The sequence below is a fragment of the Archangium primigenium genome (assembly GCF_016904885.1).
In the GTDB taxonomy this organism is placed as follows: Bacteria; Myxococcota; Myxococcia; order Myxococcales; family Myxococcaceae; genus Cystobacter; species Cystobacter primigenius.
The window spans coordinates 9,099,518-9,118,219 of sequence record NZ_JADWYI010000001.1 but is presented as its reverse complement, the minus strand read 5'-3'; the positions used below and the strand labels follow the sequence as shown (position 1 = coordinate 9,118,219).

The following is an 18,702-nucleotide window of genomic DNA, read 5'->3' as shown; positions in this document are numbered from 1 at the left end:
CCGCGCGGGGTCCGCCCGATGCCGCGACCCGACTGTCCGGTCTCGACCATCCTTCGGATTTTTCGAAGGAATCGTGCCGGATTTCCTGCGTTCCGAAACCAAAGGATCTTTTTACTTTCTCCACCCTGAACCTCTCCGACACGGCCGCCGGCCGGGATTGAACCCATCCCCCTATGTCCGACCACGACCGCGACACGCTGCCCGAGCCCTCCGCCGCGCCGGAGGGCCCTCCGCCCAACACCGGCGACGACACCTTCGCGCCCCTGCCCGAGGCCCTCGAGGAGGTGCTCTTGGCGCTCGCGCAGTCCACGGGCCAGTCGCCCGGACGGGGGGCCGTGCGCGGGGCGCTCCGGGATGCCACGCGGCACCTGCCTGGCGGGCTCGAGGCGCAGTGGGGCGCGTGGTTGCAGCACGCGGGCCAGGCCCTGGGCCTCACGCTGACGCTGTTGCGCCGTCCCCTGGACGAGGTGCTGCAGGAGGGCCACCGCCAGGGGCCCATCGCCGCGGTGTTCTTCGCGCAAGGGCAGGCGCGCTGGGTGCGGTTCGACGAGTGGGATGGCGCGCGGGTGCGGGTGCACGGGAGCGCCCTGCCCGAGCAGGGGGCGCAGTGGACGCGCCGGGAGCTGGTCAAGCGGCTGGCCGGCTGGGGCGCGGCGCCGGACATCTGGGTGCTCGCCGAGGAGTCCGAGCCGTTGCAGTCCCTGCGGGGCCCGGAGGGGCGCACGCCCTCGCCCTTCGCGCGGGTGCGGGGGCTGGCGCGCCTGGAGGCGGCGGACATCCGGGCGGTGTTCATCTACGCGGTGGGCGTGGGGCTCTTCGCCTTGACCACCCCCATCGCCGTGCAGTCCCTGGTCAACACCGTGGCGTTCGGCTCGCTGCTGCAGCCCCTGGTGGTGCTGAGCATCCTGTTGCTCGGGGGCCTCGCGTTCGCGGCGGCCCTGCGGGCCATGCAGTACTGGGTGGTGGAGCTCATCCAGCAGCGGCTGTTCATCCGGGTGGTGAGTGACCTGAGCCACCGACTGCCCCGCGTGCGGACGCGGGCAATGGACCAGGCGCACGGCCCCGAGCTGGCCAACCGCTTCTTCGACGTCGTCACCGTCCAGAAGGCCTGCGCGACGCTGCTCATCGATGGCCTGGCGCTGGTGCTGCAGACCGCCATCGGCCTGCTGATGCTGGCCTTCTACCACCCGATGTTGCTCGCCTTCGACTTCTTCCTCCTGGTGTGCGTGGCCGGCATCCTCATCGGTTACGGGCGCTCGGCGGCCTCCTCGGGCATCAAGGAGTCCAAGGCCAAGTACGCCGTGGCGGCGTGGCTCCAGGAGCTGGTGCGCCACCCGGTGGCTTTCCGTCAGCGGGGCGGCTCCACGCACGCGCTGGAGCGGGCCGACTCGCTCGCGCGCGACTGGCTGGGCAGCCGACGCAAGCACTTCAAGTACCTCTTCCGGCAGGTGATTGGCGCCCTGGCGCTCCAGGCGGTGGCGAGCGCGCTCTTGCTCGGCCTGGGCGGCTGGCTCGTCATCGGCCGGCAGCTGTCGCTCGGTCAGCTCGTGGCCGCCGAGCTCATCGTCACCTCGGTGCTGGCGGCCTTCGTGAAGTTCGGCAAGCACCTGGAGGCCTACTACGACCTGCTGGCGGCGGCGGACAAGCTGGGCCAGCTGGTGGACCTGCCCGTGGAGCGGGAGTTGGGCGAGAGCCATGCCCCGCGCTCGGGGCCCGCGGAGCTGGTGGTGCGGGGCCTGGCGTTCCACTTCCGCGAGGACGCGCCGGTGCTGAGCGACGTGAGCTTCACGCTCCGGGCGGGCGAGAAGGTGGCCCTGACGGGCGAGTCCGCCGAGGGCAAGAGCACGCTGGGCGAGCTGCTCTATGGCCTGCGCAGCCCCACGCGGGGCCGCATCCTCGTGGATGGCGCCGACACGCGGGACGTGTCCTTCGCCACGCTGCGCCGGGACGTGGCGCTCGTGGGCGCGCCGGAGCTCTTCGCCGGGACGATCGTGGAGAACCTCCGCATGGGCCAGCCCGAGCTGCCGCTGGGGGAGATCCGGCACGTGCTCGAGGAGCTGGGCCTGGGGGACGCCATCTCCCGCCTGCCCGAGGGGCTGCACACGGAGCTCACCACGGGCGGACAGCCCTTGTCGTCCGGTCAGCGGGTGCTGCTGCACCTGGCGCGCACGCTCCTGTTGCGCCCGCGGCTGCTCGTCATCGACGAGGTGCTGGACGCGCTCGATGCGCGCACCCGGGACCGGGTGCTGCGGCTGCTGCTCGCGTCCGATGCGCCCTGGACCCTGCTGCTCATCACCCACCATCCGGACCTGTTCAGCCGGTGCGAGCGTGTCCTGGCGCTGCACGCGGGCCAGATCCACGCCTTCTCCTCCGAGTCGTCGGCTCGGGCTCCCTCCCACTCGGACGCCACGCTCAACCCATGACCGCCTCCACGCCTCCGCCCTCCGTTCCCACGCTTCCCGTCATGCGGCTGGTCCGCCATGACACCCGGTTGGCCCGCATGGTCGCCTGGGGCCTGCTGCTGTTGCTGCTGCTCGGCGCGATCGCGCTGATCCTCGCGCCCTGGCGGCAGAACGTCACCGGCCACGGCCGGGTCATCGCGTACGCGCCGTTGGACCGGCAGCAGACCATCCAGTCCCCCATCGCCGGGCGCATCACCCACTGGGCGGTGCAGGAGGGCTCGCGCGTCAACGCGGGGGACCTCATCGTGGAGCTGGCCGACAACGATCCGGAGTTGATGACGCGCCTGCGCGAGCAGCGCGACGCCATCGAGCTGCGCATCCGCGCGGCCCAGAGCCAGGTGCGCGCCTACGAGTCGCGCGTGGACGCGCTGCGCTCCTCGCGCGCGTCGAGCGTCGACGCGGCCGGCTCGCGCCAGCGCATGGTGCAGGAGCGCATTCGCGCCGCCGAGCAGACGCTCGCCGCGGCCAAGGTCGCGCGCGAGACGTCCCGGCTGCAACTGGAGCGTCAGCGCTCGCTGCACGCCAATGGCCTGACGGCCACCCGGAGCGTGGAGCTCGCGGAGCTGGAGTACACCAAGACGAGCACGGACATGGAGGGCGCCCGCGCCAGCCTCGAGGCCGTGCGCAACGAGCTGGCGGCGCTCGGCTCGGATCGCCAGCGCGTGCAGACGGACGCGGATGCGCTCGTCAACGATGGCCTCGCGCGCTACGAGTCCTCCAAGGCGGAGCTCGCCAAGGAGCGCATCGAGCTCAACCGGCTGGACAGCCTGCTCGCGCGCCAGTCCACCCAGCGCATCTACGCGCCGCGCGCGGGCACGCTCCTGCGGCTGTTGGCCCAGCAGGGCGCGGAGTTCGTCAAGGTGGGCGATCCCCTGGCCGTGCTGGTGCCCGACACCGACGCCATCGCCGTGGAGCTGCGCGTCGCCGGACGGGACGCGCCCCTCATCTCCCAGGGCCGTCACGTGCGCTTGCAGTTCGAGGGTTGGCCCGCCATCCAGTTCGCCGGTTGGCCCTCGGTGGCGGTGGGCACCTTCGGCGGCACGGTGGCCTTCGTGGACGCGGCGGACGACGGCCTGGGCGCCTTTCGCATCGTCGTGGTGCCGGACGAGGGCGAGCCCTGGCCCGAGGGCCGCTTCCTGCGCCAGGGCGTGCGCGCCAACGGGTGGATCCTCCTGGACGAGGTGCGGCTGGGGTTCGAGCTGTGGCGCCAGTTCAACGGGTTCCCCCCGTCGGTGGAGACCGAGAAGGAGCCCCAGGACAAGAAGGGCAAGGGGGGCCGCGCGTGAGGAGGGCGGGTTGGAAGGTCGGGTGGGTGGTGTGCGTGGTGCTCGGCGGGATGGGGACGGCGTCCCGGGCGCGGGCCCAGGGCGAGGGCGTGCCCCTCTCCCTCGAGGAGGTGCTCGGCTCCACCCGTGAGCATCATCCGCGCATGGAGGCGGCTCAGCGGGACGTGGCGGCGGCGGAGGCGGAGCTGCTCGCCGCCAGGGGCGGCTTCGATCCGCTGGTGCGGGCGCGCGGGCTCGCCATCCCGTTCGGCTACTACCAGCACGAGCGCATCGAGGCGACCGTCGAGCAGCCCACGCCGCTCTGGGGCCTGCGCCTGTCCGCGGGCTACCGCCTGGGGCAGGGGGACTTTCCCGTGTACTACGGCCAGTACGAGACGCTCTCGGCGGGCGAGGTGCACGCGGGGCTCGCCTTGCCCCTGTGGCGCGATGGCGCCATCGACAAGCGGCGGGCCGTGCTCGCCCAGGCGCGCCTGCGCCAGCGCATCGCCGCGTTCGAGCTCGCCGGGGAGCGGCTGGGCCTGCAACGGCAGGCGGCCTACCACTACTGGGACTGGGTGGCGGCGGGACGGCAGCTGACCATCGCCACCTCGCAGTACGAGCTGGCCCTGGCGCGCCGCACGCAACTCGCGCACCGCGTGACCGCGGGCGACATCCCGCAGATCGAGCACACGGAGAACGAGCGGGTCCTCCTGGGGCGTGACGCGGATCGGATCGCCGCCCGGCGGGCGCTCGAGCGGGCCACGCTCAAGCTGTCGTTGTTCCTGCGCGACGCCCGGGGCGAGCCCCAGGTCGTCTCGACGGCGCGCCTGCCCTCCGGGTTTCCGGTGCCCGCGGCCCTGATGGAGGAGGGGCTGGAGCGGTGGCTGGAGCAGGCCTTGCGCCGGCGCCCGGAGCTGCGGGGGTTGGACTTGCGGCGTGAGGTGCTCGAGGTGGACGTGGCCCTGGCGCGCAACCTGGCGGCGCCCGCGGTGGACCTCGGGCTGCGCGTGGCGCGGGACGTGGGCGTGGGCCCCGCGAACCTGCGGCCCACCGAGGTCCAGGGCTCCCTGGTGCTCGACATTCCGCTGTTCGCCCGCGAGGCGCGGGGGCAGCGCCGGGCCGCCGAGGCGAAGCAGGCGGCGGTGGCCGCGCGGGCCCGCTACGCGCGCGAGGAGATCATCACCGAGGTGCGCGATGCGCTCTCGGCCCTGCGGGCCTCCCACGAGCGGGTCGGGCTCGCGCACGGCGCCGCCGAGGTGGCACGCCAGCTCGCGCGGGCGGAGTACACCCGTTTCGAGCATGGGGATACGAGTCTGTTGGTGGTGAATCAGCGCGAGCAGGCCGCGGTCGAGGCCGAGATCGGCGAGGTGCGGGCCCTCGTGGACTACCAGCGCGCGCTGGTGGATTTGCTCGCCGCGACGGTCGCGCTTGAGCCCTCCGCGGAGGAGCTTCAGGACAACGGTCCGCGGGGACCCTGAGCCCTCGGCCCAGGCGCCCCTCGGGGTGAATCAGGCGAACGCCGCGGTGGCGTAGGCGATCTCCAGGCCATTCTCGTGCATGCGCAGACGAGGCCGGGACAGGTAATGGCAATGGGGGCAGTAGCTGTGCGCGCCGCCACCCGGCGTCTTGCGGATGTTCACCGCGCCGCCGCACAGCATGCAGCCCTCGGGGAGGATGAAATCGGCGATGCCCTCGCCGGCCTTCTTCTCAGGTGAACTGTTCATACATTCACTGGTAACGCAGCATTTGGCGACCACAAGGCGACCCGGTCCATTCTTGGACTTCCTCGGAGGGCGGGCAGGCGGCTGAGGGGTTCCGGAGCGGGGGCACTCCTGCTAGGACACACACCATGAGCAACGGCAGCGGCAAGTACTACACCCCCCGTCCCCATCGTGAGCCCATCACCCGCGAGACGGATCCGGGTGGCCGGTGGTCCACGCAGTTCCCGGACATGATGGGCTACAAGAGCCAGGGCGGCGGCAAGGTGCCCGAGGACCTCGAGTGGAAGTCCAGCCCCAAGCAGGCCCAGGAGGAGCTGACGCCCGAGACGCTGATGTCGCGCTACCACCAGCGCGTCATCCCCCGGCTGGCCACGCCGCCGGGCGCGCCCGCGCTGCCCGAGGACACGACGAAGAAGTAGGGCCGGAAGAAGGGCTCAGGTGAAGGGCAGGGCGGCGAGGCGCTCGCGGAACACCTCCAGCGTCTCGCGCAACTGGGCGTCGTCCTGGGTCTGCCCGGGGGCCATGCGCGCCTTGCGCAGGAAGGTGTCGAAGGTCGGCGAGCGGCCGTAGAGCGCCTCGGCGGTCTTGAGCGCATCGCGCACCACGCGCTCGGCGCCCGGGGAGTGGAGGAACAGGTGCATGGCCGCCTGCTCCAGCCGCGCGCCGCATACGGACCACACGGCCCGGTCATGCGCCACCAGCGTGCGCTGCGTGAGCTCCGTGCCCACCCGGGCCAGCTCCGCGAGCATCGGCTCCATCACCGCGCGCAATTCGCCCGTGTCCGCCTCCGGCCGGGTGGCCAGCGTGTCCAGGTGCCCGCGCTGCTCCACGAGCATGCGCTTGTCCCGCGTCTTCATGGTGAGCGAGGCCGGCATGTGGGCGAAGGCGGCCAGCATCTCCTCCATGCGCCGCGCATGGGCGGGCACGTCCTTGGGTGGCATCGCCGCGAGCTTCTCCATGCGCGACTGGGCCGAGCGGCGCAGGTCCGCCAGGGCGCTGCGCAGCGCCGCCGCGGCGCCCACCTGCACCTCGTAGCCGGGCACCACCTGCTCGCGTGGCACGTCCTCGAAGGCCGTCGCCGTGAGGTACACGAGGTCGCCCATCTGCGCGCGGAAGTCCGCGCGGAAGCTCTGCAGCTCGGACATCAGCGCCCACCGGTCGCTCACCACCTCGGGCTGGCGCACGCGCTGGCCCAGGTCCGCCACGCGCTGCGCGAGCCGCCCCGCGCACGCGTTGAGCACCGTCTCCACCTCCTGCGCCAGGCGCTCGTCGAAGCTCGCGGGCGGCGGGGCCCAGGCCCCATCCCGCGCCTTCTGCTCCGGGGGCGGAAACGCCTGCTTCACCACGGACACCAGGGCGTTCACGTCCATCACCGTGTCGCGCAGCACCGGCGCCATCGTCTCCCACAGGGACAGGTCCGCGCCGCCCTCCTCCAGCGAGGTGGGCTCGTACTTGACGATGTTGATGTGGCCCAGGCGATCGATGGCCAGGGCCGCCGCCCGGTAGACCTTCTCCAGCCGCGTGGCGAGCTCACGGTAGGTGAGCCCCTCGAGCAGGGTGCTGAGCCGGGGGGGAAGGGTGTCCTGGGCGGGACGAGAACTTTTCACCTGGGGCATACGCGCACGCTAGGCGGTGTGCAGCAAGGCGTCCACCCAGTGCTCCACGGCCTGGGGGCCGCCCAGCCGCAGGAAGAGGTTGGGCTCGGTGGCCTCCAACTCCATGAGCCTGAGGGCGCCGTGCGCGTCGCGGGCCACGTCCACCCGGGCGTAGAGCAGGCGGCGCCCGGTGGCGTCGAGCACCTTCTGGGCGAAGGCGCGCTCCTCCTCGGAGGCGGAGGCGAGGGTGGCGGCGGTGGAGTCGTAGCCGGGCTGGCCGGAGAGGGCGGCCTGCCGCCGGACGGTGTGGGTGTGCCGGCCGCCGAGGAAGACGAGCCCGAACTCCCCTTGCTGCTCCACCGAGGGCAGGTAGGGCTGCACCATCATGTCCTTGTGGGGCAGCACGCGCGCCACCAGGGCGTGGGCGGCGGTGAGGTCTCCGGGGCCGCGCAGGCGCAGGGTGTCCCGCGCGCCGGCGGAGACGGCCGGTTTGAGCACCGCGTCCGTCCAGCCCCGCTCGGCGAGCAGGGCGCCCACGTCCGGAGCCGCGCCGCGGTCGAGCCAGAGGGTGGGGATGGTGGGGATGCCCCGGGCCTCCAGCTCCCGGAGGTAGCCCTTGTGGGTGTTCCAACGAATCACGTCGGGGGGATTCCACAGGGGGCACAGGGCCCCCGCGCGCTCGGCCCAGGCGACGAAGGCGTCACGGCGCATGTCCGAGTCCCACGCGGTGCGCACCAGGGCCAGGCGGAAGCGGCTCCAGTCCACCGCGGGGTCGTCCCAGACGACGGGGCCCGCCCTCACCCCCCGCCGCGCCAGCGCCTGGGCGAGCAGGGTCTCGTCCGGGGTGCAGTCGGGGAGGGTGGGGGCGGTGACCAGGGCGATGTCGGGCGGGGGCGCGCGGGAGGACATGGGCCTCACCCTACCGCGCGCCGTCCACGTCCGCTCTCAGTGCACGAACGTCTCGACGGGGCGCAGGAAGTCCGTCGGCTCGTCGCGCAGCTCACCCTGGAACTGGGGCCGCACCTCCAGCAGGGAGCGCACCGTCTCCACGCGGGTGATGGGGCCCACCTTGAAGGGCGACTTGCCGCCCGTGGAGATGGCCGGCTCGAAGGGCACCACGCCCTCGAGGCGCTGGATCTGATCCAGGATGCCGGCGTTCAGGCTGAAGCGCGGGCCGCACGTGGAGCAGGTGGCGATGTCGTACAGCCGCTGGTGGCGCCGCTCCAGGTCCGCGAAGTTCCACGTCGCCACGGACGCGCCGAACTGCTGGTCGGGCACGCCGAACATGAAGCCCGGGCCACCGCCCGTGAGGAACTTGGACGTGCGGGCGGGAATGCCCGACGTGGGGCTGATGTGCGTGAAGCTCAGGTTGCCGCCCGCGCCGTTGGTGGCCGTGTCACCGAAGTGGCAGCCATTGCAGGTGTTGACGGACAGCTCCTTGCGCGCGCACACGTCCTGGGCCGAGGTGTTGCTCAGGCCCGAGACGATCCAGCGGTTGGCCGGAATCTGCGAGCTGGCGCCGAGCAGCGGCCGGCCGTTGAAGCTCGAGGGCATGGAGAAGCTGGACGCGCACTGGAAGGGCACGCTCAGCGGGGTCTGCAGGCCCGCGGCCACGGTGGTGGACACGTAGGCGGTCAGGTCCGGGTCCCCGCCGTTGGGGTTGTGCAGGCTGTCGCTCGGCGTGAGCGCCACCGTGTGCGGACGCAGCGGGCCGTTCACGGGCGTCTCGGTGTCGGTGGCGAAGTTCTGCGTGCTGAGCGTGAACTCGCGCAGCTGCCACAGCGTGTTGAGCGTGTTCTCGTTGGTGCGGATCTGATTGATGGCGTTGCGGTTGCCCTTGCCGGGCGCCTTGTCGCGCAGCACCACGCTCTGGGTCATGCCCTGCAGCTGCGACAGGTAGGTCGCGTCGAACGAGGGCCGGCTGGCCAGCTGCGTCCACTGCCGCGCCCAGTCAATCACCTGCTGGCAGCCCGAGCGGGGCACGCCATACTCGAAGATGACGGTGAAGGGCCTCAGGCCACACGTCGCCTCGGTGCCGCCGCCCCAGGGCGAGGGGCGCGTCAGGCCGAACACGAAGCGCAGCTCGCCCGCGTCGGACGAGCCGCCGTAGCCGCCGCCGCCCACGCTGCGGCCCAGGTCCGTGCGGTTGACGATCGCCAGCAGGCGGAAGGGCGAGATGTTCAGGTTGAGCGGGCCGCCCAGCAGCACCTCGCGGCGGTTGGTGGACGGGTTGGTGACGAGCGCCGAGGAGACCCCGCTGGCGGTGGCCCAGGGCTGGATGACCTGGGAGAAGATGTTGGTGCGCGCCGGCACGTTGCTGCCGTTGAGGGCGTAGTCGTTGAGCCAGAGGCTCAGCCACTCCTTCACGAAGTCCTCGGGCGTGCGGCCCGAGTTCTGCGCCATCTCCCGCACGAGGTGCGCGAAGGTCCACACGCCGCCCTGCGTGCCCGCGCCCGTGCACGGATCCCACGTGCGCGCGGGATCCAGCACCACGGCGGGATCCGTGATGAGCAGGCTCTTGCCCCAGGAGGCCTGGGTGGACACGGGACGCACGGGGCAGATCGACAGCGGGGTGAGCCCGCCCCCCTGGAACGTGCGCACGTCCACCGGCGCCCCCACCGTGCGGCTGATCGGCGTGCGGCCGTTGAACACGATGGACTCGCGGGTGACCTCTCCGAACGCGCCCGAGGCGATCTCCTCCTCGTTCTTGGCGCGGCGCTCCAGCTCCGACACGTCCAGCTGGGCGAAGGAGGTGTAGAACTCCCGGCCCGGGCTCTGGGGAATCTGCTTGAGCTCGGCCAGCACGTCCGAGCGGAACAGCACCTGGGGATTCTTCTGGTCCCCGAGCACGCGCACGAGGCTGCCCTCCAGCTCCTTGTTGGCCGGCGGCGGCAGCTTCACGTGCACCGCCACCGTCTCCCGGAGCGCGGTGGGCTGGGGCAGCTTCTGCACCATCACCCGCGTGGCGCTGCTGGCCTCCACGAAGGGCAGGTTCTTGAAGGGCGTGGTGATGGGATCCTCGGCGGCGGCCGCGGCGGCCACGAGCTGCTCCGTCGCGGGATCCATCGGGGGGGCCTGCTCGGACAGACATCCGCCCAAGGCCAGCGCGGCGCCCAACAGCCAGCACGAGCCCGACTTCAAACCCTTTGCCTGATTGCGTTCCTGATGCATGGACACACCCCCTTCTTGGGAAGGACGCCCCGGTCAGGCATCCTTCTTCGCAAGATAAGAAACAAAGCCTTATCAAGGCAAGGTTTAAACGGGGTGTGGGTGTTATCCTGGTTTTGTTGCCCCGGCGGCAACATGTCTGGTGTTGCTCTCGGGGCAACGGGAATGTGTGTCTTCCCAGGCAACCGCGAGGGGTTGCGAGGAATTGGCGCTCAGGCGCGCCGCGACGCGATGACGGCGCCCAGCCGCCGCATCCCTTCCTCCAACAGCTCCGGCGGGCGGTTGGAGAAGTTGAGCCGCATGAACTCGTGGCGCGGCTCGGCGGCGAAGAACGAGGTGCCGGGCACGAAGGCCACCCGCTTCTCCAGCGCGAGCGGGAAGAGGGTGTCCGCGTTGAGGCCCGCGGGCAGCTCCGCCCACACGAACATGCCGCCGTCGGGCCGGGTCCACCGGGTGCCCGCGGGCATGTGCCGCTCGAGCGCGCCGAGCATGGCCTCGCACCGCTCGCCGTACACGCCGCGCAGGTGCGCCAGGTGCCCCTGGAAGTCGAAGCGCGACAGGAGCCGCGCCGTGGCCCGCTGCGCCACGGTGGCCGTGTGCAGGTCCGCCGCCTGCTTGACCACGGTGGCCGCGCGCTGCACCTCGCGCGGCGCCACCATCCAGCCAATGCGCAGCCCGGGGGCCAGCACCTTGGAGAACGAGCCCAGGCCCACCACCACGCCCTCGTCGTCGAGCGACGCCAGCGACGGCAGGTGCTCGCCGCGGAAGCGCAGCTCGCCATACGGATCATCCTCGAGGATGAGGATGCGGTGGTGCTGGGCGAAGCGCACGAGCGCCCGGCGCCGCTCCAGCGACAGCGTGGTGCCCTTGGGGTTCTGGAAGTTGGGCACCAGGTAGATGAGCTTGGGCTTGCGCGCGGCGCACAGCCGCTCCAGCTCGTCCACCCGCATGCCGTCGTCGTCACTGCCCGCCACCAGGAACGACACCTCGTAGCCGCTGAACGTCTGCAGCGCCGCGAGGTAGCTCGGGCTCTCCACCACCACCAGGTCGCCTGGATCCAACATCACCTTGGCCACCAGCTCGATGCCCTGCTGCGAGCCATTGGTGATGAGCACCCCGTCGGCGCTCACGCGCTGGCCGTGCCCGCCCAGCCAGGCGGCGATCCACTCGCGCAAGGGGCCGTAGCCCTCCGTGGTGCTGTACTGGAGCGCCGCGCGGCCCTCCTCGGCGAACACCTCGGCATGCGCCTGGGCGATGGCCTCCACCGGGAAGAGCTCGGGCGCGGGCAGCCCTCCGGCGAACGAGAGCACGTCGGGCCGCTCGGCCACCTTGAGGATTTCCCGGACGGCCGAGGGTTTCATGCGCGACATGCGCTGGGCGAGCCGCAAGGACGGAGGCGCGGAGGCGGGGACGGCGGTCATGATCAAGCTCCCTTCAGCTCGTCGGGGTCGACATACACGTGCGTTCCCTCCTTGATGGAGGTCAGCACGATGGTGGTGTGGGTGCGGGTGACGCCCGCGATGACACGCAGCGTCTCCACGAGCAGTGAGTCCAGGGTGCGCGTGTTCGCCGTGCGCACCTTGAGCAGATACGAGTCCTGGCCGGCCACCCGGTGTGCCTCGAGCACGTCGGGCAGGGCGAGCACCTTCTTGGCGAAGCCCTCGAAGTACTTGGGGTGCTCGATGCTCACGCCGATGAAGGCGGTGATGTCCTTGCCCAGCTTCGTCGCGTCCACCCGCGCCGCGTAGCCGGTGATGACGCCCCGCTCCTCGAGCTTGCGGATGCGCTCGGCCACCGCCGGCTGGCTCAGTCCCACCGAGCGGGACAGCTCCAACTGGGTGGCGCGGCCGTCGCGCTGCAGCAGGTCGATGAGGCGGTAGTCCAGGTCGTCCATGGCGTCTCCCGCCGCGACCTTATTTTTATAAGTCGCGGTGGTGTTACGCCGATAAGATAAATGTCCCTGGCGCCGGGCGCAAGGACGTTGACGGTCCACGGGCTTCTCGGCCCACCGGGAGGGGGGCGCGTGGGAGGGGCCTGTCCGCCCGCTTCCTCAGGGCGAGGGGGCGGGCGCGCACGTGTAGCGCCAGGCGTGGCGCCCGCGCTCGTAGCGCCCGCTCGAGCCGGGGACGCACTCCACCAGCAGCCGCACCGCCATCGTCCGGGCGGGGCTGACGGTGTACAGGGTGCTCGTCTGGAAGGCGCCCACCTCGCGCAGGCCCGCGGGGCTGTCGGGCAGGAGCTGGGCCCAGTTCTGGGTCCAGTCGAAGAAGCGGGGCGGGTGCTCGGTGAGGTACGCCTGGGCATCGGCGTCCAGCATGCGCGGCGAGTTGAGCGCGAGCATGTCCACGACGTAGGCCCGCCCGAAGAAGCGCGAGGCCCCCGCGTCGAGCGCCCACACCACGTCCGTGGGCGCGGCGCGGGCGAGCCGCCGGCCCTGCCGCACCTGGAGGTCGTCGATGTTGTGGGCGTCGTTCTCCAGCAGCGCCAGCCGGGACGGCAGCCCCAGGGCCACCACGAGCGGCAGGGCCCCCGCGAGCAGCCGTGACACACCCGGGCCCCGCCCCGCCCGCCGCGTGTCCAGCCACGCCCCCAACAGCACGGGCAGGGGCGCGAGGATGAAGGGCAGGGCGGGCAGGATGTAGCGCTGCAGGTAGAAGATGGGCGCGCTGCCCTGGCGCAGCAGGGCCATGGAGACCGCCACGAAGACGAGCCCCACGGCGAACAGTCCGGCCGCCTCGCGCTCCGTCACCGACAGGCGTCGGCGGTAGACCGCCACCCGGAGCACGAGCCCGGCGAGCACGGCCAGGGCGGCCCGGGGCAGGGAGACCTCGGGCAGCAAGTCCCAGAGGCCCTCGGCGCCCGCGCGCGCCATGGACAGGAGCAGGGCCTCGCCGGGCGCCACGACGACCTTGGCGTAGAACGTCCCGGGCAGCGGCCTGCCCGAGGCATGCAGGTTCCACGCGGCCCACGCCCCGCCCGCGAGCGCCACGCCCACCCCCGCCTCCACCCACCGGCGCACGAGCGGCCGGAACCCCGGCCGGGGCCGCACGACGAGCGGCAGCAGGAAGACGAACAGCCCGCCCTCGGGACGGGCCAGCAGCCCGGCCGCGCCGCACAGCACGTACAGGCCCGGGCGCTGGCCGCGCAGCACGTGCGCGCACCCCACCGCCACGAGCGTGGCCAGGGGTACCTCCATGCCGGACAGGCTCGCCGCCACCAGGTGCGGGCTGAGCAGCACGAGCAGCGCCGCGCTCACGGCCCAGCGCCGACCCGCCTCCCGCAGGAGTCCATAGGTGCCCGCGGCGGTGAGCGCATGCAGCAGGAAGCCGAGCAGCTTGGTGAGCAGCACCGCGCCCTCGGGGCTCCGGCCGCCGAGGTACACCCCGGACACGACGATCGCCCACAAAGGGGAGGTCTCCCCCGTGGAGGGCTCCCCGGGGTTGTAGCTGAGCCCCTCGCCCTGGGCGACGGCGCGCGCGTACACGGCGTGGATCCAGGCGTCGTCGAGCGGGAAGCCCCGCTCCCGCCAGTACTCGGGCACCAGGAGGTAGGTGAGCAGCAGCACCGCGAGCGCGCAGAGCGTGCCCACGAGCCCGGTGAGGCGTCGGGTGTGTCGGAGGGCCACGGGGGAGGGCGGGGGCGCTGCCATGGTGGGGCGGCACTCTATCTGGTGACACTGGACACCAGGGTGGTGAGCGCCGTCATCGCGTCGGGTGATGCGCACGCGGGGAGGGCTCGCCCCAAGTGGTTGATTTCGTGAGCGGGGCCGTCGTGCCGGGCCTTGGCATGCGTCCTGCTCTAGGTCCTCTCGTGCCGCGCCTCGGCGGCCCGTCGTCCTCCACGTCCGCGCCCGAAAGCCCCGCCATGTCCATCAGCTCCATCGCGCACCGCCCCGTCGTCGCTCCCCAGGTCCAGTCGCCCGTCGCCTCGGCCCCGAGCGTGGCGAGCACCCCGGCGCAGTCGCCTGGGAACGATCTGCGGCGGCAGCTCATGAGCGACTCGTTCGACATGGGCGGCGCCGGGGGCATCGGCCAGGCGCTGGAGCAGGTGTCCCAGGCGATCGAGCAGCTCTCCCAGATGCTCCAGGGTCTGCAGGGCGGCGGTCAGGTCAGCGACCTGGGCGACGCGCCGCAGGACCTCGGCGCGAGCCCGATCAGCGGCGCGGGCGGCGCGGGACCGGTCAGCGGCGCGGGCGCGGCTCCGGCTCTCCAGGGCGCGGCCCCGGCCAAGGGCGCGGCCAAGAGCGAGTCCTTTGGTCCCGGCTCCGACGCGGGCCCTGGCTTCGGTGCGCCGTCCGCGGGCGCCAACGATCCGGTGAACCCGGCCGAGCCGTGGCTGGCCAAGAACAACGTGGGCTCGCCCTACAACAGCAACATGCTGCTCATCGACCCGAGCCAGAAGGGCGATTACAAGTACACCAACACCTTCACCAACAAGACGAACGAGCCGCAGACCATCACCCTGTGGAACAAGACGGGGGAGAACGGGATGCCGAACGACGGGCAGAACTTCGACAAGAGCACGCCCAAGACGTTCACGCTCCAGCCCGGCGAGTCGCAGCTGGTGGCCTTCGACACCAACACCAGCGTGGCGTGGTGCGCGTCCAAGGACGGCACGGCCAAGCCGGGCGCCAACTCGGGCCAGACCTGGGGCGAGGCGACGTTCGCCAACGGCACCACCGGCTGGAGCGGCTACGACACCAGCCAGATCAGCCCCGCGGGCCACAACGGCAAGATGTCCATCAGCAACGAGGCCAACGGCCACACCGTGACCGAGGCCAACGCCTGGCAGACCCCCCAGGACGATCCGGCGGGCCTCGACGTGGGCGTGCCCGCCGGTCCGCTCAACCTGGTCACCACCTTCGGGTGAGCCGGACCCTGATGTCCAATCCAGAAGTGTGTCTGTGATTGAAGCGGTGTTCCCGGCGCTGATTGCATCCAGGATCTAGACGGCGCCCTGGGCACCCGAGCTGGCGCCCGCGCCGGGTCTCAGACGGCGGATGGCGCGCAGCAGCATCAGCTCGTCGAGCGGGTTGGAGACATAACCCCGCGCGCCGACCCGGTGGGCCCGCTGCAAGTCCTCGTCATCCGAGGAACCGGACAGCAGCAGGGTGCCCTCGATCCGCGCCTCGCCCGCGAGCAGGCCTTCCATGGCCTGGACGGGGGCGAACACCAGGTCACCCGGCTGGGTGTGCATGGTCTCCAGCGGCGAGACGACCCGCGTCTGGATGCCCTCGCGCGAGAGCGCCCGGGAGATGAGCGTCGCGGTGACGGGCGGCCACGCATAGAGCAGCACGGGCGCATCCGGGCCCCGGGCGTACGTGGACCGCTTGAGGGGCGGTTCGGGCTTGTCCATGGGAAAGCGGTAGAGCGCCGCGAGCGCCCGGGTCAGCGCGGGATCCGAGGCGAGGTGCGCCTCCACGCGCGGCTTGCCCGCGACGGCCCGCACGGCGTCCAGGGCCTCCAGGGACACGGGGGCGGGCACGGCGATGTGCAGCACCTCGCGCTCGCCCTTCTCCAGCCGCAGCGGCACCACGCGGTACTGACGCGCGATGCGCTTGGACACCAGCCGCGTGAGCTTGGGGTGCAGGGGCTCGCGGTCCAGGTCGATGGCGGGCACGCCCTGTTGCTGGGCGAGCGCGCGCAGGATGTCCGCCTCGGTGCACAGGCCCTCGCGCACGAGCGCCCGGCCCAGGGGCACGTTCATCTCGTGGTGGTGCACCAGGGCGAGCCGCAATTGAGCCCGATCGATCAGTCCCAACTCCATCAGGACTTCACCGAGCATGGATTTGGTTGGGGCGTGCATGCCTGTAAGGCTGCTCACGCCCCCGCCGGTCGACGACCAACGTCAGGACCAGTCGACGCTGCGCCGCTCGCCTGCTGGGCGGCCCGTCAGACGCGGCCCGCCTGGAGCCAGCGCAGCACGGCCTCGGCGGCGTCGATGTGGACGAAGTGTCCCGCCTCGGGGAGCGTCTCCACCGGGCAGCCAAGGGCCTCCATGCGGGCCTGTGCCCGCTCATCCACATATTGGGACCGGCCGCCGCGAATGCAACGCACCGGCAGCCCCGGCCGGGTGAGGGCCGGCCACAGGTCCTCGTCGAGGAACCGGCCGTGGAAGTGGGCGAGGGCCTCGCGATCGAAGCGCCAGCGCACGCCGCCCTCGGGCGCCGTCTCCAGGTTCATCAGGAGCCAGTCGGACAGCCCCCCCGAGAGCCCCCGGCCCGTCAGCTCCTCGCGCATGGCCTTGCGGTCCGCCGCCCGCGCGGGGGCCGCCCCGAGTATCTCCAGCACCTTGCCGCTCTCCGAGAGGGCGTGCGGGACGGGGCCCGGGGTGATGTCCAGCAGGTCGACGCGCGCCACCGCCTCGGGCGCGAGCTGGCTCAGGGCGAGCGCCACGCGGCCGCCCAGCGAATGGCCCACCACGTCCAGGGGCCCGTCCAGGCCCGCCGCGCGCGCGGTGTCCAGGACATCCCGGGCCACGCCGGCCAGGGTGGCGTCCGCGGGCAGCCCCGGCGAGGTGCCATGGCCCGTCAGGTCCGGCAGGAGCAGGCGGCGCTCCGGGTCCGCGGCGCTCCAGGCCGTGGCGAGCGTGCGCAGGTTGCGCCCCGTGCCGAGGAAGCCATGCAGCATCACCGTGGGCCGCGGCCCCTGTCCCACCACGAAGTTCGAGAGGATCACGGCGTGTCCCTATAACGCACGGCGGCGGGCGTCTCCAGGCAGCCGAGCGAGCTCATGAGGACGGGTCATGCCGGGAATAGGCAAGACTGGTCTGTCCCGGGGGCCATGCCCAGCTTCGCTCCATGATGCCCGAGCGACAGGACAGGTGGGGGGTGGTTCGGCGGGGAGCTCGCGGGATGGCGCTGGCGCTGGCGCTGCTGGCGGGAGGCGCCGAGGCCCGCGCCCTCAGTGGCGTGCGGATGCCGGATGCCATCTCCGTGGAGGGTCAGGAGCTCACCCTGAACCACATGGACGTGAAGCGGCGCTACGTCTTCGACGTCTATGTGTGGGGGCTCTACCTGACCCAGAAGCCCAGCTCCAACCAGGAGGCCATCGCCTCCAACCAGGCCAAGCAGCTGCAGATGCACTTCAAGCGCAACGTGAACCGTGACCAGCTCGTGACGGCCTTCCGGGAGTTCCTCTCCCAAAGCGAGTCGTTGCGCTCGCCGGAGATGCGGCGGCTGTCCGAACAGCTCCTGCAGTCGCTGCGCGGCGTGAAGAAGGGTGACTCGTTGCTCATCAGCTACGTGCCCGACCAGGGCCTGGTGGTCGCGGGCGAGGGCAGCGGAGGCGCGAACATTCCCGGCAAGGCCTTCGCGGATGCGCTCTTCACCGCCTGGCTGCGCGCCAATCCCATCCAGTAGCGGACCGCGGTCCAGCGTCCATCGCCTGGACACTCGGGGCGGGGCGGGGTCGACCTGAAAAGTTCGTTCCGTCGGGCTCACTTCTCAAGTAGTGTCCCCGGCGCATGGACGACATTGATTCGTTGAAGCGCCACCTCGGAGCCGCCTTGCTGCGGGCGCGGGAGCGGGCGGGATTGACCCAGGCGGACGTGTCCTCGCGCTCGGGGCTCGCCGCGGCCGTGTATGGGCGGATCGAGCGGGGACAGATGCTGCCCAGCGTGCCCACGCTGCACCGGCTGTGCATGACGCTGCCCATCTCCGCCAGTGCCCTCTTGGACCTCCAGTCCCCCAAGGCCCTGGCCGCCGCCGCGCCCGAGCCGGAGCTGACCCCGGAGCTCACGCGCCTGGCCCGCCTGCTGCGCCTCCTCACGCCCCAGGGCCTGCGCTGTGTGGGGGCACTCGCCGCGGACATCCGTCGACGAAAGAACCTCGCGCCCTTCGCGGAGGATTGACGGCTGGAGCGGGCGCGTTCCTCCCGGCTAGGGTCGCGGGCCATGCTCTTGAAGATCGTCCAGACGGGAGAGCCGGTGCTGCGCCAGCGGGCCCGGGACCTCACGCCCGAGGAGATGACGAGCCCGGCGACCCGACGGCTCATCGACCTCATGCGCGACACCATGCGGGATGCGCCCGGTGTCGGGCTGGCCGCGCCCCAGGTGGGCGTGGACGTGCGGGTGGCCGTCATCGAGGACCGCGCCGAGTACCAGGCGATGCTGCCCCCCGCGGAGCTCGCCGCGCGCGAGCGCCAGGTGGTGGACTTCCACGTGCTCATCAACCCCCGGCTGGTGGTGGAGGACGCGACGCCCGTGGAGTTCCACGAGGGGTGCCTGAGCGTGAATGGCTTCTCCGCGCTGGTGCGGCGGGCGCGCGCCGTGCGGGTGGAGGCCTTCGACGAGCAGGGCCGGCCCTTCAGCCGCGTGGCCACGGGCTGGTACGCGCGCATCCTCCAGCACGAGGTGGATCACCTCGAGGGCACGCTCTACCTCGACCGCATGGAGCCGCGCAGCTTCTCCACGCTGGACAACCACCGGCGGCACTGGGCGGGCAAGCAGGTCGCCGAGGTGCGCCGGGCCCTGGGGCTCGTCCCCTGACGTG

Annotated in this window: 17 protein-coding genes; 8 read left to right on the top strand and 9 right to left on the bottom strand. The window is 72.0% G+C overall.

Annotation, left to right across the window (positions count from 1 at the left end; translation table 11 throughout):
- Positions 1–173: 173 nt before the first annotated feature.
- The 3 genes from I3V78_RS37375 to I3V78_RS37365 are packed head-to-tail and all read left to right on the top strand — an operon-like array spanning position 174 to position 5,205.
- On the top strand, positions 174–2,423 hold the full coding sequence (locus tag I3V78_RS37375) for a peptidase domain-containing ABC transporter (protein ID WP_204495620.1): 2,250 nt from the start codon (positions 174–176) through the stop codon (positions 2,421–2,423).
- Positions 2,420–3,748, top strand: coding sequence for an HlyD family secretion protein (locus I3V78_RS37370; protein WP_204495618.1), 1,329 nt, complete (start codon positions 2,420–2,422; stop codon positions 3,746–3,748). Before I3V78_RS37375 ends, I3V78_RS37370 begins: the two co-directional genes overlap by 4 nt.
- On the top strand, positions 3,745–5,205 hold the full coding sequence (locus I3V78_RS37365) for a TolC family protein (protein WP_204495615.1): 1,461 nt from the start codon (positions 3,745–3,747) through the stop codon (positions 5,203–5,205). The genes I3V78_RS37370 and I3V78_RS37365 overlap by 4 nt, the downstream gene beginning before the upstream one ends.
- A gap of 30 nt (positions 5,206–5,235) precedes the next feature.
- Here the strand turns inward: I3V78_RS37365 and I3V78_RS37360 are convergent, their stop codons facing one another.
- Positions 5,236–5,451, bottom strand: coding sequence for a hypothetical protein (locus I3V78_RS37360; protein ID WP_204495613.1), 216 nt, complete (start codon positions 5,449–5,451; stop codon positions 5,236–5,238).
- Between the two features lie 125 nt (positions 5,452–5,576).
- Here I3V78_RS37360 and I3V78_RS37355 point away from each other — a divergent pair, with 125 nt between their 5' ends.
- Positions 5,577–5,867, top strand: a complete 291-nt coding sequence (locus tag I3V78_RS37355; RefSeq protein ID WP_204495611.1) for a hypothetical protein — start codon at positions 5,577–5,579, stop codon at positions 5,865–5,867.
- 15 nt (positions 5,868–5,882) lie between these two features.
- Here the strand turns inward: I3V78_RS37355 and I3V78_RS37350 are convergent, their stop codons facing one another.
- From I3V78_RS37350 to I3V78_RS37325, 6 genes are all read right to left on the bottom strand, one after another.
- Positions 5,883–7,064, bottom strand: a complete 1,182-nt coding sequence (locus I3V78_RS37350; protein WP_204495609.1) for a hypothetical protein — start codon at positions 7,062–7,064, stop codon at positions 5,883–5,885.
- Between the two features lie 9 nt (positions 7,065–7,073).
- Positions 7,074–7,952, bottom strand: coding sequence for an ATP-grasp domain-containing protein (locus I3V78_RS37345; protein ID WP_204495607.1), 879 nt, complete (start codon positions 7,950–7,952; stop codon positions 7,074–7,076).
- Positions 7,953–7,988: 36 nt separating this feature from the next.
- The gene (locus I3V78_RS37340) at positions 7,989–10,109 is read right to left on the bottom strand and encodes a hypothetical protein (protein ID WP_239576962.1); all 2,121 of its coding nucleotides are present in this window, start codon (positions 10,107–10,109) and stop codon (positions 7,989–7,991) included.
- A 314-nt stretch (positions 10,110–10,423) separates the two neighbouring features.
- Positions 10,424–11,632: an aminotransferase-like domain-containing protein gene (locus I3V78_RS37335; protein ID WP_204495602.1), complete on the bottom strand. Its 1,209-nt coding sequence runs from the start codon at positions 11,630–11,632 to the stop codon at positions 10,424–10,426.
- 2 nt (positions 11,633–11,634) lie between these two features.
- A complete protein-coding gene (locus tag I3V78_RS37330; protein ID WP_204495599.1) occupies positions 11,635–12,105 on the bottom strand; it encodes an Lrp/AsnC family transcriptional regulator in 471 nt (156 codons plus the stop codon).
- 156 nt (positions 12,106–12,261) lie between these two features.
- On the bottom strand, positions 12,262–13,860 hold the full coding sequence (locus I3V78_RS37325; RefSeq protein ID WP_204495597.1) for a hypothetical protein: 1,599 nt from the start codon (positions 13,858–13,860) through the stop codon (positions 12,262–12,264).
- 215 nt (positions 13,861–14,075) lie between these two features.
- On the opposite strand from I3V78_RS37325, the gene I3V78_RS37320 reads away from it, so the two are divergent.
- A complete protein-coding gene (locus I3V78_RS37320; RefSeq protein WP_204495595.1) occupies positions 14,076–15,080 on the top strand; it encodes a hypothetical protein in 1,005 nt (334 codons plus the stop codon).
- A 75-nt stretch (positions 15,081–15,155) separates the two neighbouring features.
- On the opposite strand, the gene I3V78_RS37315 is transcribed toward I3V78_RS37320, so the two are convergent.
- On the bottom strand, positions 15,156–15,995 hold the full coding sequence (locus I3V78_RS37315; protein WP_239576960.1) for a GspE/PulE/PilB domain-containing protein: 840 nt from the start codon (positions 15,993–15,995) through the stop codon (positions 15,156–15,158).
- 107 nt (positions 15,996–16,102) lie between these two features.
- Complete coding sequence (locus I3V78_RS37310; RefSeq protein WP_239578751.1) at positions 16,103–16,840, bottom strand: alpha/beta fold hydrolase; 738 nt, start codon at positions 16,838–16,840, stop codon at positions 16,103–16,105.
- A gap of 224 nt (positions 16,841–17,064) precedes the next feature.
- Here I3V78_RS37310 and I3V78_RS37305 point away from each other — a divergent pair, with 224 nt between their 5' ends.
- From I3V78_RS37305 to def, 3 genes are all read left to right on the top strand, one after another.
- Positions 17,065–17,571, top strand: coding sequence for a chalcone isomerase family protein (locus tag I3V78_RS37305; protein WP_239576958.1), 507 nt, complete (start codon positions 17,065–17,067; stop codon positions 17,569–17,571).
- 104 nt (positions 17,572–17,675) lie between these two features.
- Positions 17,676–18,062, top strand: a complete 387-nt coding sequence (locus tag I3V78_RS37300; RefSeq protein WP_204495586.1) for a helix-turn-helix domain-containing protein — start codon at positions 17,676–17,678, stop codon at positions 18,060–18,062.
- Positions 18,063–18,104: 42 nt separating this feature from the next.
- On the top strand, positions 18,105–18,698 hold the full coding sequence (gene def / locus I3V78_RS37295) for a peptide deformylase (RefSeq protein WP_204495584.1): 594 nt from the start codon (positions 18,105–18,107) through the stop codon (positions 18,696–18,698).
- The last annotated feature ends 4 nt before the right edge of the window (positions 18,699–18,702 follow it).

Coding starts and splice junctions, on each gene's coding strand:
- I3V78_RS37375 (WP_204495620.1), top strand. CDS start 174: ATGTCCGACCACGACCGCGACACGCTGCCCGAGCCCTCCGCCGCGCCG.
- I3V78_RS37370 (WP_204495618.1), top strand. CDS start 2,420: ATGACCGCCTCCACGCCTCCGCCCTCCGTTCCCACGCTTCCCGTCATG.
- I3V78_RS37360 (WP_204495613.1), bottom strand. CDS start 5,451: ATGAACAGTTCACCTGAGAAGAAGGCCGGCGAGGGCATCGCCGATTTC.
- I3V78_RS37355 (WP_204495611.1), top strand. CDS start 5,577: ATGAGCAACGGCAGCGGCAAGTACTACACCCCCCGTCCCCATCGTGAG.
- I3V78_RS37350 (WP_204495609.1), bottom strand. CDS start 7,064: ATGCCCCAGGTGAAAAGTTCTCGTCCCGCCCAGGACACCCTTCCCCCC.
- I3V78_RS37345 (WP_204495607.1), bottom strand. CDS start 7,952: ATGTCCTCCCGCGCGCCCCCGCCCGACATCGCCCTGGTCACCGCCCCC.
- I3V78_RS37340 (WP_239576962.1), bottom strand. CDS start 10,109: ATGGATCCCGCGACGGAGCAGCTCGTGGCCGCCGCGGCCGCCGCCGAG.
- I3V78_RS37335 (WP_204495602.1), bottom strand. CDS start 11,632: ATGACCGCCGTCCCCGCCTCCGCGCCTCCGTCCTTGCGGCTCGCCCAG.
- I3V78_RS37330 (WP_204495599.1), bottom strand. CDS start 12,105: ATGGACGACCTGGACTACCGCCTCATCGACCTGCTGCAGCGCGACGGC.
- I3V78_RS37325 (WP_204495597.1), bottom strand. CDS start 13,860: ATGGCAGCGCCCCCGCCCTCCCCCGTGGCCCTCCGACACACCCGACGC.
- I3V78_RS37320 (WP_204495595.1), top strand. CDS start 14,076: ATGTCCATCAGCTCCATCGCGCACCGCCCCGTCGTCGCTCCCCAGGTC.
- I3V78_RS37315 (WP_239576960.1), bottom strand. CDS start 15,995: ATGCTCGGTGAAGTCCTGATGGAGTTGGGACTGATCGATCGGGCTCAA.
- I3V78_RS37310 (WP_239578751.1), bottom strand. CDS start 16,840: ATGCTGCATGGCTTCCTCGGCACGGGGCGCAACCTGCGCACGCTCGCC.
- I3V78_RS37305 (WP_239576958.1), top strand. CDS start 17,065: ATGGCGCTGGCGCTGGCGCTGCTGGCGGGAGGCGCCGAGGCCCGCGCC.
- I3V78_RS37300 (WP_204495586.1), top strand. CDS start 17,676: ATGGACGACATTGATTCGTTGAAGCGCCACCTCGGAGCCGCCTTGCTG.
- def (WP_204495584.1), top strand. CDS start 18,105: ATGCTCTTGAAGATCGTCCAGACGGGAGAGCCGGTGCTGCGCCAGCGG.